This window comes from Streptomyces sp. NPDC085866, assembly GCF_044541035.1.
GTDB lineage: Bacteria > Actinomycetota > Actinomycetes > Streptomycetales > Streptomycetaceae > Streptomyces.
This window is the reverse complement of record NZ_JBITSQ010000008.1, coordinates 359,526-372,258: the sequence shown is the minus strand read 5'-3', so window position 1 is coordinate 372,258 and position 12,733 is coordinate 359,526. Positions and strand designations below refer to the sequence as shown.

General features: G+C 69.7%; 7 protein-coding genes and 2 pseudogenes. 1 reads left to right on the top strand and 8 read right to left on the bottom strand.

The genetic code is table 11. The features are described from left to right. Nucleotides 1-128: 128 nt before the first annotated feature. Nucleotides 129-1,172 (top strand): annotated as a pseudogene (locus ACIF83_RS22505) (glycoside hydrolase family 43 protein); the annotation flags it as partial. A gap of 15 nt (nucleotides 1,173-1,187) precedes the next feature. Here the strand turns inward: ACIF83_RS22505 and ACIF83_RS22500 are convergent. From ACIF83_RS22500 to ACIF83_RS22465, 8 genes and pseudogenes are all read right to left on the bottom strand, one after another. Beyond that, the gene (locus ACIF83_RS22500; RefSeq protein WP_393481970.1) at nucleotides 1,188-1,985 is read right to left on the bottom strand and encodes an HAD family acid phosphatase; all 798 of its coding nucleotides are present in this window, start codon (nucleotides 1,983-1,985) and stop codon (nucleotides 1,188-1,190) included. An 85-nt stretch (nucleotides 1,986-2,070) separates the two neighbouring features. Further along, nucleotides 2,071-6,582, bottom strand: coding sequence for a hypothetical protein (locus ACIF83_RS22495; RefSeq protein ID WP_399729268.1), 4,512 nt, complete (start codon nucleotides 6,580-6,582; stop codon nucleotides 2,071-2,073). Continuing rightward, complete coding sequence (locus tag ACIF83_RS22490) at nucleotides 6,579-6,983, bottom strand: hypothetical protein (protein ID WP_393481965.1); 405 nt, start codon at nucleotides 6,981-6,983, stop codon at nucleotides 6,579-6,581. The genes ACIF83_RS22495 and ACIF83_RS22490 overlap by 4 nt, the downstream gene beginning before the upstream one ends. Before the next feature lie 208 nt (nucleotides 6,984-7,191). Beyond that, nucleotides 7,192-7,861 (bottom strand): annotated as a pseudogene (locus ACIF83_RS22485) (chondroitinase-B domain-containing protein); the annotation flags it as partial. Between the two features lie 22 nt (nucleotides 7,862-7,883). Continuing rightward, nucleotides 7,884-9,011, bottom strand: a complete 1,128-nt coding sequence (locus ACIF83_RS22480; protein ID WP_399729265.1) for a pectinesterase family protein — start codon at nucleotides 9,009-9,011, stop codon at nucleotides 7,884-7,886. Nucleotides 9,012-9,086: 75 nt separating this feature from the next. Then, nucleotides 9,087-10,403, bottom strand: a complete 1,317-nt coding sequence (locus tag ACIF83_RS22475; protein ID WP_393481959.1) for a polysaccharide lyase family 1 protein — start codon at nucleotides 10,401-10,403, stop codon at nucleotides 9,087-9,089. A 17-nt stretch (nucleotides 10,404-10,420) separates the two neighbouring features. Further along, nucleotides 10,421-11,209, bottom strand: a complete 789-nt coding sequence (locus ACIF83_RS22470; protein ID WP_399729261.1) for a rhamnogalacturonan acetylesterase — start codon at nucleotides 11,207-11,209, stop codon at nucleotides 10,421-10,423. A 130-nt stretch (nucleotides 11,210-11,339) separates the two neighbouring features. Continuing rightward, complete coding sequence (locus tag ACIF83_RS22465) at nucleotides 11,340-12,677, bottom strand: ABC transporter substrate-binding protein (RefSeq protein WP_399729258.1); 1,338 nt, start codon at nucleotides 12,675-12,677, stop codon at nucleotides 11,340-11,342. Nucleotides 12,678-12,733 lie beyond the last annotated feature (56 nt).

Genomic DNA, 12,733 nt, shown 5'->3' with positions numbered 1-12,733 from the left:
CGCGAAAACAACCGAAACTTTCGGCTGTCCGGGGAGCCCTCACACCGATTGACGCACCGTTCCCCACTGGCCACACTCCGAGAGCGCGCACCGATCAACAGAAATCCCCAAACTCACACAGGACTGTCATGCGCCCCAGAACCAGAACCCTGCTGGTCCCCCTCCTGGCCGCCCTCTTCCTCACCCTGCTGACCGCCCCGCCGGGCTCCGCGCAGTCGCGGCACCCGAAGTACGCGGGCTATCTCTTCGCCTACTTCACCGGCGAGGGCACAGCCGACGGCGAGCAGATCCGCTACGCCCTCAGTCAGGGCAACGACCCGCTGCACTGGCGGGAGATGAACGCGGGCAAGCCGGTGCTGACCTCGACCATCGGCGAGAAGGGCCTGCGCGACCCGTTCGTGATCCGCTCCCCCGAGGGCGACAAGTTCTATCTGATCGCCACCGACCTGCGGATGTACCAGAACAGCAGCGGCAGCTGGGACTACGTCCAGCGGCACGGCAGCAAGTCGATCATGGTCTGGGAGTCCACCGACCTGGTGCACTGGACCGACCAGCGGCTGGTGAAGGTGGCTCCGGACAACGCGGGCAACACCTGGGCCCCGGAGGCCTACTGGGACGACCGGCTGCACGAGTACGTGGTCTTCTGGGCGTCGAAGCTGTACGCCGCCGACGACCCCGACCACACCGGCTCGACGTACAACCGGATGCTCTACGCGACGACCAGGGACTTCCGCAGCTTCAGCGAACCCAGGGTCTGGGACGACCCGGGCTACTCGGTCATCGACTCGACGGTGATCAAGGACAAGGGGACGTACTACCGCTTCACCAAGGACGAGCGGGACCCGAGCTCCAGCTCACCCTGCTCGAAGTTCATCACGGCGCAGAAGTCACGGAACCTGACCGACACGTCGTACGACTTCGTCTCCGACTGCATCGGCAGCGGCTCGGTCCAGCGGGGCGAGGGGCCGACCGTGTTCAGGTCCAACACCGAGAAGAAGTGGTACCTGTTCATCGACGAGTACGGCCTGCGCGGCTACGTGCCCTTCGAGACCACCGACCTCTCCTCGGGCAGGTGGACCCTGTCGACGGACTACGCACTGCCCGCCAGCCCCCGCCACGGCACGGTTCTGCCGGTGACGGGGGCCGAGTACGAGCGGCTGCTCAGGACGTACGGCTGACCGGACGGGTCAGGACACGAAGTACGTCGGGTTCGGCAGCTTGTAGGTACGGTCGGCGTAGCCGCCGTCCAGGTCCGAGTACTGGTCGCCGAAGTTGGCGATGACCTCGTACCCCAGGTCGTCCTCGATGTGCTTGCGGGTACCGGACTTGTACTGCACCGTCGTGCAGGTCCAGGTGCCCGGGGTGGCGCAGTCGCCCAGGTAGGCCGGCGGGTTGGCCTTGTCCTTGAGGAACATGTGGTCGGCGTCGAGGTTCACATCGGCGCCGATCTTCTTCAGGTTCTCCACGGCGGCGGTGCGCTGCGCCTCGCTGAGACCGGAGTTGTAGAAGACCTCGACGCCCTTGGACTCGGCGTACTGGACCAGCTCGGGGCTGCCGAACACGGCCGGACGGTCGGCCTTGTTCACGTAGTCGGCCCAGGTGGTGGGGTTGTACGTGTAGTTGTAGCGCTTCTCGTAGTCGAGGCTGAGCAGCAGCGTGTCGTCGATGTCGAAGACGACGGCCGGCTTCTCGCCGTGGCGGTGCGCCTTGCGGGCCGCCTTGTCGATGTAGCGCTTGGCGCTGGCGTCGATGCGCGCCAGGTCCTGGGCGTACGGGCTGTCCGGGGACGCCTGGTAGACGCCGTTGCTGTCGGCGGTGGTGCCGTAGTAGGTGTCGATGTCCTTCACCAGGAGCCCGATGTTGTAGGGCTCGTGGGTCGAGTTCGCCGTCGACTGACCGGCCGTGGCCGCGCCGGCGCCGTACAGGGCGCCACCGGCGAGCGCGCAGGCGGCAGTGATCGCCGCGATCCGCTGTGATTTATGCATGACAGGTTTCTACGCGCGTCACCCAGTCCAATGCGAGATTCGTTGCCTGATCGATACACACCAATTTGGTTGAAGGTAGGGGCAGTCAGTGGCAGGGCGGGTCGTAGGGCTCGCCGGGGACGTATGCCTTCCATTCGGGCTCGGTGATCCGGTCGCCGTAGCTCTTGCAGATCAGGTACTTCAGGTCCTGGGGGTTGGTGGACCAGACGTCGACGGTCGATCCGGTGGCGACCAGCAGGGGCTTCCCCTGAGTGCTGTACGACAGGCTCCCGAAGCCCCCTAGGCCCCCGGCTTGGTAGGCGAACGCACCCTTGTAGAACGGAGTCCGTGGGTGGCTGACGTCCCACAGCTCGATGTGAGCATTGACCTCCCCGCTGATGGCGTCCAGGTTGCCGGCGCTTCCCCAGGCGAGGGTCCGGCCGTCGGGGCTGAAGGCGAGGCCTCCTGTCGAGCCGACTGTGCGCATCACGACCGGGTAGTGCTTGTGGTCGTTCGTGATCCGGCCGTCCTCGACCGCCCACAGGCGCGTGGTGTCCGCGGAGTCGGTTACGGCGAGCAGTTTGCCGTCGGGGCGGAAGGCGGACTCCGACACACCGGCGCCTCGCGTGAGCCACCGGGTCGACTGGGACACCGGATGCCGTGGGTTGTCCACGGTCCAGGAGAGCAGCGTGTCGGCGGTGTTGGCGACCAGGAGCCGTCCCTTCGGGGCGAAGGTGGCGCGGAAGACGTCACCCTTCATGGAAGCGGTCTGCCGGGGGCGCGAAACGGTGGTGACGTCGAACATCCTGACCGCGGGGGTCAGGCTCCGGGAGGAGTGATAGTCGTTGTTGTCGACCACGGCCAACAGGTGTCCGTCCGCACTGAAGGAGATGTCCTCGACGCCATAGGCGATGTCCTTGATGGTGGCGATGACCGGTGCGCCGGACCGACGGGTGTCCCGCAATCGGACGACATGCTTGTTTCCACTCAGCTCGCTGAGGGCGAGGATCTTCCCGTCCGGGCTGAAGGCGGCTCCCTCTGCTCCTATGTCGCCGCTGCCCGGCAGCAGGGCCAGACTCTTGTGGAGCGTGGCCGCACCGGTCAGGTCCCACAGGGCACCGCCGTTGGCACCGTGAATGACCAGCAGCCGCTTGGAGCCGCCGCTGAACTTCGCGGTCGTCTGGAAGCCGGACGGGGCTTGGCCGAAGCTGGCCGCAGCGGTGGGGTGGTCGGTGTTCTCCACGTACCACAGCAGGACTCCGCGGCTCGTGGCCCGCAGCAACCGGTGGCCACGTGGCGTGAAGAGAGCCGGACCGGCCATCCCGTCGCGGTCTGCGATGCCTCGCAGCTGAGCGGCTTGTCGCAGGTGCGGATGTGCGGTGACGCCCCAAAGATAGGTGGTGCCTCTACAGGCGGTCGCCAGGACCTTTCCGTCCGGGCTGAACGCGGCGGAGGCCAAGGTCGACTCGCAGTCGGTCGACCACTTGTCCTCCGCGGTACCCGCCGATGCCGGCTGCCCCCGATCCCGCAACTGCCACAGCCGGACGGAGATCTCCTTCCCATCCCCCGGCCCGGCCAGCAGCCGGCCGTCCGGGCTGAACGCCACCCGGTGCAGCGGCCTTCCGGTCAGGGTGTAGGTGTCGTTGCCCAGCTTGAGACCGGGGAGGACCGCCGAAGCAGAGGTGCGCTTCTGGTCCGTCGTGTCCCACAGTCCTACCTTGCCGTCACTGCCGGCGCTGGCCAGGAGACGCCCGGACGGCGCGAAGGCGAGCGAGTCGACATCCCCGGTGTGGCCACGCAGGGTGCGCAGCGGGTGTGGGGCGGACCGGTGGGCGATGTCCCACAGTTGGATGGTTCCGTCGACGCGGCCGAGGGCGAGCGTGCGGCCGTCGGGGCTGATCGCCAGCGACAGAGCGTTGGTCCGTTGCTCGGGGACGGCAATGCGGCGCGGTCGGTCCGGCCTGGTGACATCCCACAGCCCCAGCGACCCGCTTGCCGTGCTGCCCGCACGCACGGCGGCCACGAGCCGGCCGTCCCGGCTGAGTGCCACCGCACCGGTCCGCATCTGGCCCAGGTTCCCCAACTTCTTACCGTGCGCCGTGTCCCACAGGACGACATCAGAGCCGGTCGAGATGGCCATCCGGTCGCCTCGGGCGTCCAGGGAGATGTCGTCGGCGGGGGCGTCGGCCATGAAGACGCCCGGCTCCTCCATGGCGGCGATCATGGAAGCCGTGCCGGCCCCCGGATCCAGCCTGTTCGCGACGACGCTGAGCTGCTTGGCCAGCCCGGGCCGGCTCTGCAGCAGTTTCTCCGCCTCCGCCGTCACCAGCCGCGCGACAGCCTGCCGACGCTGAGCCGCCTCCTTCTGCCCCGACCACCAGGCCAGTCCCCCGCCCGCCCCGGCCAGCAGGGTCAGCACGCACATACAGGCGATCACGGCCCTGCGGATGTGCACCCCGCGGCGCTCCTGACGCCACGACTGGTTCAGGAACTCCGCGAGCCGCGGTTCGAGTTCACCGGCGTACTCCTCCCGGGAGCCACGCGCGGCAGCGGTCAGACCCGCACCCTCCAGACGCTCCCGGGTGGCAGCAAGCCGCGGCCCCCGATAGAGCAGCGAGGGATGCCGGTCCGCCTCCCACCAGGCAGCAGCATCGACAGCCACCTGCTGCCGCGCACGCAGCCACTCCCGGTCCGCGTCGATCCACTCACGCAGCCGGGGCCAGGCGTGCAGCAGGGCGTTGTGGCTGATGCGGACCGTCCGCTCGTCGAGGACCAGCAGCCGTGCCGCGGCCAGCCGGTTCAGGGCCCGCTCGGCGGCCTGCGGGTCCGGCAGGCCGTCCAGCAGTACGGTCCGGTCGACGGGGCGGCTGGTGTCCGGGGCGTCGTCGTCGATGTGCACGAGACGCGGCAGCATGCGGCGCGCGGCGGCGCGGCCCGCGACGTCCAGGTGGTCGTAGGTGTCGTCGGCGGTCTGTTTGATGGCTTCGTCGATGCCTCCGCTCTCGCGGTAGCCGGCGACGGTCAGCCGTCTGCCCTGACGGTGTCGCCAGGTCGACCAGAGTGCGTGGGAGAGCAGGGGCAGGGTGCCGGTCTGGGACCGGGTCAGCCGGGCGGCGCCCAGTTCGTGGATGAGCAGGTCGGCGAGGCCCTCGTCGAGTTCCAGGCCGACGGCAGCGGCCGGGCGCTCGATCGCGGCCCTCAGCTCCTCCTGCTGCATCGGGCTGACGAGTACTTGGTTGGACCGCAGCACCGCGTCCAGCTCGGGCAGAGCCTGCGCGTGGCCGTAGAAGTCGGCGCGCAGGGCGGCGACGACGAGCGTCCCGGCCTCGGCCAGGGCCGTCAACGCGGCGAGGAACGCGGTGCGTTCGGTTCGGCTGCGGCAGAGGGTGAACAGCTCCTCCAGCTGGTCCACCACCAGCACCAGGCGCCGCCGGTCCGGAACGAGGTCGTGGACCCAGCCGACGGCGGCTTTCGGGTCCTCTGCCGCCAGGACGGTGTCACCCCGCAGAGCGGTGGTCAGGCTGCGGAGGGGGTGTTCGCCGGGGGTCAGGACAAGGCCGGGCCAGGCGGCCGAGCCGGGCAGCAGCGGGGTTCCGGCCCGTAACGCGGCGAGGAGTCCGGCGTGCAGCAGGGAGGTCTTGCCGGCGCCGGACGGCCCGACCACCGCCAGCGGCCGGCCCTGCTCGACGGCCTGGAGGCAGCCGCGGAGCAGTTCGTCGGCCAGCTTCTCCCGGCCGTGGAAGAACTCGGCGTCGTCCACGGTGAACGCGTCGAGGCCCGGGTACGGGCAGGGGCCCGGTGCGGGCTCCTCGGTCGCGGTGCCGTCCGGCTCGTCGGTGGCCGGTGCGGCCGCGTTGACGGCGACGACCAGTCCGCCCGAGCGGTCGCCCGCCTGGCGGCGCGGCAGCGGTCCGCCGCGGGCCCGTAACGCGCGGAACAGGTGGTCGTAGACGTCGTCCAGGGTGAGCAGGCGCGGTGCGCGTGGATCGCCGTCCCGCAGAAGCGTGATCAACTCGCCGGTGAGGGCGGTGTGTTCGGCGTCGTCGGGGGCCAGCGCCAACTGCTCGGCGGATCCGAGCAGGTACATCCCGTGTCCGGCGGGCAGGCTGAAGGCCGCGGGCTGGGGCGTGCCGTTGCCCAGCCGGGCGCGGCCGGAGAAGCAGCAGTCCAGGATGACGATCACGGACGCGGCGCGGCACAGGGTGAGTGCCTCGCGCAGGGCCGAGAACGAGAGCGCCTGGTGTGCGGCGAGGCCCGGGGTCAGCCGGTCGGTGGCGCTCGCGGCGAGGTACAGCTCGTCGCCGGGGCCGATGAGGCCGTGTCCCACGTAGTACACGAGCAGGGTGCTCTCGGCCTCCTGCGCCGCGTCGGCGACGGCCAGGGCCATCGTGCGGGCGTCCGCGGGGTCGATGAGCGTGCGCAGCCGGTCGGGGCTCACCCCGCAGCGTTCGGTCAGGGTGGCCGCCAGGGCTTCCACGCTGCGCGGCACCGCCGGTACGGAGGTCAGCGTGGGGCCGTGGTGGGTGCCGGTGCCGATGAGCAGCACCCGGGCGCCGGAGGACCCCAGGGCGGTGCCGGGCGTGGGGGCGGTCGGTGACTCGGTGGACCTGGTGGTCATAAGGCGCCGCCGTCCGCTTCCCGGCCGCGCTCCAGGAGCCGGGAGGTGTCGGTCACGAAGGTGCGCAGTTCCTGCGGGGTCATCGGCCCGACGAGCTTCGTGGAGATCTCCAGCGAGGCGCCGTCGGGCCGGGTCGCCTTGACGGTGACGTTGCTGTGCCGGCTGCGGATCCAGGCCACCAGGGCGGTGGTGAGTCCGGTGGCCGCGCCGCCGGAGCCGAGCGCGACCACCAGGCCGTCCAGGACCGGGCCCAGTGTGCCGGGCACCGGTGGTCCCTCCCGTGGAGTGACTCTGCCGCGCAGTTCGTCCGCCTCGGTGAGCCAGGCGAGCAGTGACCGCGTCTCATCTGCGGCGGTGCCCTCGTCGGCACCCTCCGCACCCTGTGCGAGATGGACATCCACGTGTACGTCCACAGGCTCCCCCGATCCTGCATCCTGTCCCAACGGTCCGTCAGGCAACAGGGTAGGGCGATCGGGTGGAACCTGACCCGAGAATTCCGGTCACTGGTCCCCCCTCTGGTTCACCTCGCACACGCCTTCTAGTTCATGGTCGCCCCGATCGTCGTGCTGCCCGTCGTCAGGAACGTGGTCGACGGCAGGGAGCCGTCCGAAAGCCGTTGCCGGCGTTGTCCCAGGCGGCGGAGTTGTTGACGACGTGGGCGACCGTCACGCCGTTGCCGTTGCCGTTGCCCTCGAAGGCGGAGTCGCCCCAGCGGTTCCTGCCGGTGCCCGAGCCGAACTTGGCGGCGACGCCGTCGGCGTTCTGGCCGTGGGTGGCGGCGTCGTAGTTGCCGTACGAGTCCAGGTTCTTGACCGTGTTGTTCACGGTCCCGTCCCCGGTGAGCGTGAAGCCGGAGTCGCCGCCGTCGATGGTCTTGATGTTGTTCCAGTCGGTGCCGGTGCACGACTGGCAGACGACCGCGCTGTCCGGGGAGTTCTGGAAGGTGATGTCGGAGACGTTCCAGTAGTCGGCGGTCAGCTTGAAGATCCAGGAGCCGGAGGGCAGCGAGGACCCGTCGATCTTCACGGTCCCGGAGCCGTACGCGGTGAGGGTGATCGGGGAGGACGAGGTGCCGTCGGCCGTCGACTGCAGGGTCGCGGTCGGGTAGTAGGTGCCGCCGCGCACCTGGATGACGGTGCGGTGGCGCTCTTGATGGCGTTCGTCAGGTCGGTGGAGTTGCTGACGACCACGGTCGCGGCGTGGGCCGGGTTGTGAGGAGGCCGAGTCCGAGGGACGCGGCGGCGACGGAGAACGCGGTGAGTGTGCTGATGCGACGCATGACGTGCGGGTCCTTTCGTCGATCAGAGTGAGCGGGTCGGTCGGGGACGCCAGTCGCCGAGGTAGGCCGCCGGGGTGTGCAGCGTGGCCTCGGCGTCGGTGAGCTGGGGCCGTTCGGCGGGGACGGTGATCACCGCGCCCGGCCCCGAGTTGCGGTACTCGGCGAACCGCTGGTTCTGCCACGGGTGGGCGGCCGACATGTCGGTGTAGGGCGCGGCCGCGTCGATGCCGGGGCCGAGCCAGGTGTCGCGGACGGTGAGCATGGGGCGGGCGGTGGGGTCGGAGCCGGGCACCCAGGGGCGGGCCAGCTTGTAGTAGGCGTCCGGGGCCTCGCTGCTGACGCGGCTGCGGCTGACGAGGTAGCCGCGCGGGTTGGCGACGGCCGTGGAGGGCGCGAAGACGAAGCCGTAGGGCGCCCCGGCCAGGTCCGTGCGGTCCAGGGTGCGGAAGTGGCAGTGCTCGTAGACGGCGGTGGCCCGCCCGAAGACGAAGTCGACGTCGCCCTCGACGTAGCAGTGGGCGTAGTACTGGCGGGCGAAGGTGCCGAGGGCCGTCGAGTCGGCGTACAGGGTGTCCTGGTGGCCGAGGAAACGGCAGTGCAGGAAGGCGCTGCGGTCGCCCTGCACCTTGATGGCGACGGCCTGGGTGCCGCTGATGTCCGGGTGGTCGGTGCACAGCCAGTCGTTGGCGAAGGTGATCCAGCGGGCGGTGAAGCCGTCGGCCTGCACGGTGGTGGTGGCCGACCCGGTGGTGCCGTAGGTGCCGCCGCCGGGCTTGGGGGTGCCGGCCGCGCGGTCGTACACGATGACGACGTCCCGGGGGTCCTCGGAGGCGCCGATCCAGGTCATCTCCGTACGGCTGACGTCGACGGCGACCGTCTCCCGGTAGGTGCCGGGTGCGAGGACCAGCGTGCGGCCGCTGCCGGTGGCGGCGGTCACCGCGGCCTGCACGGAGGTGAAGTCACCGCCGCCGTGCGGGTCGACGTACAGGGTCTGCGGGGTGAGGCGGCGGGCCGGTGACCCGTACCGGCCGAACGGGCGCGATCCCCCGTCGGCCCGCGCGGGGACGACGGTGAGGCCGAGCGCGGCGGCGGCCGCGGCGCTCGCGACCAGGAGTCGCCGTCTGGGCAGGGGGAGTTGGGGCGAGGGCATGGGAGCGCTCGCTCCTTCGCGGTGGGGCTCGTGAGAAAGAGAAGGGGCGGGGCCGGACGTCCGGCCCCGGTGGCGTCAGCCCGGACGTCCCGCGCCCGCGCAGTGGTCGACCAGGCCCGGCACGGCCTCGGCGGGGTCGACCCTGGTGCGCAGGGTCGGCGTCCAGCCGGCCCCGGACTGCAGGATCTCGCCCGGGACCTCGGTGTTGTGGACGGCGATCAGATCCGTCGGCACGCCGTTGACGTAGTTGTCGTCGGCCGTGAGCGGCGACTCCTTCCACTTCTTCAGGATCGAACCGGTGCGCACGCCCGTCGGCAGGGTGAACGCGTTGTGCTCGGCGACGAGTTGGGACTCCATGCCGATGCCGTAGCTGTAGGAGTAGCCGTCACCGGCGACGAAGTGGTTGTTGTAGGAGTCCACCTGCCCGAAGCGGACGCGGGGTGCACGCTCGACCAGGTTCGAGAACAGGTTGTGGTGGAAGGTGACCTTCAGGTGCCCGCGGTCGACCGCGGCCGTGGACGCGCTGTCGCTGTTGCCGATGAGGATCGTCTTGTCGTGGTCCTCGAAGACGTTCCAGGAGGCGGTGACGTAGTCGGCGCCCTTGACGATGTCGAGCTCGCCGTCGTGCTGCTCGTAGATCCGGCCGAAGTAGTAGGGCAGCGTGCTGTCCGGGTGGTCCCCGTCGGTGAAGGTGTCGTGATCCATCCACACGTGCGTGGACCCGTAGATCACCGCGCTGTCGTACTCGGAGTTCCAGTTGCCGTCGGCGGTGTCGGTCGGGTCCCACTGCGGGAAGCAGTCGAGTGGGCTCTCGAAACTCAGGTTGCGGACGATGACGTTGTCGACGCCCTTGATCTGGAGGCCGGCGCCCTTGAAGCCGGCGTCCCTGCCGACACCGACGATGGTGGTGTCGGCGGGGATGTTCGCCTTGATGTAGGCGTCCTGCTGGGCGGCGGAGGCGCGGCGCAGGCCCTCGGGGCTGCCGTCGGGCTCGTTGTCGAGGTTCTCGGTGCGACCCCACACCGCCGGGTCGTAGGTCTTCAGGTAGGCGTCGAAGTCGTACCCGGGCACGGCGAACGAGGCGCAGCTCGGCCCGTCCGCGTCGATCGTGCCCTTCACTCTGATGATCTTCGGAGCGCTGCCGCCGTCCGCGAGGGCGGCCTTGAACTGCTCCCAGGTGGTGACGGTGTAGACGTGCGCGGCGTCGGCGGCGGCACCGCCGGTCGTCCCGGTGCCGTGGGCGGCCCAGCCGTCGTCGGCGGGCAGCACCTGCCGGTCGAGTCCGGCCCGGTGGGCGGCCTGCGCGGATCCGGTGCCGGTGACGGCGAGCACGAGAGCCGTGCAGCCCACGACCGCGGCAATGACGCGTCCATGACATTTCTGTGTACGCACTGTGCGGGTCTCCTCTTTCACGAAGGTGACGACGGTGATGCGGGCGGCCAGGTGATCCAGGACGTGGGGATGTCCGCGTGCAGCCGGACCACGTCGTGCCGGGCCGACACCCGGGTGCGCAGCAGCTCCTGCGCCACCAGCCGGGCCACGGCGATGGCGCCCGGCGGATTGAAGTGCGTGTTGTCCTGCTCGGTGTCCGTCCAGTTGAAGTACTTCTTCGTCTCCTCGACACCCAGCTCCTGCCACAGCGCGAGCGACAGCGCCTCGATGTCGAGCAGCGCGACACGCTCCGCTACGGCGAGCACGCGCATGGCAGCCGGGTAGTCGCCGTGGGTCGGCACGGCGTTGCCCTCGGCGTCGAACCTGCGGCGCTCGACCGGGGTGGCGAGCACGGGCCGGGCGCCACGGGACCGGGCACCGTCGAGGTACAGCCGCAGATACTCCTGGTACGTCGTCCAGGGCTCGGTGTACCGGGCCGGGTCGGTGGCCTTCTCGTCGTTGTGCGCGAACTGGACGATCAGGAGGTCCCCGGGCCGGATCACGGACAGGATGGCGTCGAGCCGCCCCTCGTCCACGAAGCTCTTCGAACTCCGCCCGTTCACGGCATGGTTGGCGACCTCCAACTCCTTCCGGAGAAAGAAGGGGAACGCCATTCCCCACCCGGTCTCGGGAGCGGCGTCGGCGTATTTCTGGGCGGCGGTGGAGTCGCCGGCGATGTAGACCGTGCGACGCCCCTTCGGGCATCGGCCGACGAGAGGTACGGCGGCGAGGGCGGCAGAGGTGACCTGTCTGCGGGTAAGAGACACAAGGGTGCCTTTCCAACAGGGAGTTGGACATTCAGGGGCGCGGGTCTGCATCAATGTGCGACTCCGTCGCGCGGGCGCGACCGGCCCCCACCGGCCGGCAGCCCCCGCACAACCGGAACCACCCGAGCTCTCAGTGGTTCTTCTTCCAATCGGCCTGCGCAGCATTGAGCTGATCGGCGAGCGTGTCCAGGAACTCCTTCGCGCTCATCTTCCCGAGCAGCAGCTTCTGGAAGTTCGGCTCGTTGTCAGCCTTGGAGATCGTGTTCCAGTCGGGCAGGTAGTACGGCAACTGCACGATCTTCGTGCCGCTCCCGTTCAACGCCTCCGCCGCCAGCTTCGTGGGCTCGGCCCGCTGAATCCACGTGTCCTTCGCGGCGTCCGTGTTCGCCGGCACCTGCCCCGCCGACTCGTTGAACTTGGAGTTCTCCTCGGCGGACACGGCGAACTCGATGAACTTCCACGCGGCGGCCTTGTTCTTGCTCGACCTGAACAGGCTCAGCCCGTCCACCGGGTTGGACACCTGCACCCGGCTGCCGTCGTCCAGCGTGGGGTTCGGAATGCCCCGGAACTTGTCCTTGCCGAGCGCCTTCAGATGGTCCTGGTACGACCCCAGGTTGTGGCTCAGCATGCCGATCGTGCCGCTGTCCCACTGGGCGACCATCTTCGTGAAGTCGTTGTTGACGTCGGCGGACGGGGTGTCCTTCTTGTACAGCGCGACGTACTTCTCCAGCGCGGCCACGTTCTTGGGGTCGTTGACCGTGGTCTTGTCGCCGTTCCAGAACGAGGTGATGCCGGTCTGGCCGTACACCGCGTCGAGGGCCGGGGCGATGGCGCCCTCGCCGCCGCGGATGGTGAAGCCGAACGCGTTCTTGCCCTTTTCCGTGAGCTTGTCGGCGGCCGCGTAGAACTTCGACCAGGTGGTCGGCGCATCCAGACCGGCCTTCTTGAACAGGTCCGTCCGGTACCACAGCGTGCCGTTGTTGGCGGAGGTCGGCACCTGGTACAGCGTGTCCCCGCCGCCCGCCGCCTTGCTGACGTCGATGAGGTTCTGGCTCAGCCTGCCGTTCAGCGGACTCTTCGAGAGCCGGCCGTCCAGCGGTTCCAGCGCGCCCTGGACCGCGACCTCGGCGAGCATCGCGGTGCCCACCCCGCCGACGTCCGGCAGGCCGCCGCCCTGGATGGCGGTGTCGTACTTGGACTGTGCGCTCGCCGCCGGGATGCCGACGTACTTGACCTCGATTTCCGGGTACTTCTTCTCGAAGTCGGCGATGACCTGCTTCCAGATGTCGGTGCGCACACCGCCGTTGTTGTCCCAGAAGGTGATCGTGCCCTTGCCGGGGCCCTCGCCCCCCTTGTCCCCCGCGCCGCCGCTGCCGTCGTCGCCGCAGGCGGTGGCGGTCAGCGCGAGCACGGAGCCCAGGGCGACGGCCGTGGCGGCGCGCCTGCTTCTGTGGATGCTGCTCTTCATCGGTCGGCTCTCTTCTTCTGGATCCAATGGAGTGGTGGAGCTGTGGAGCTGTCGTG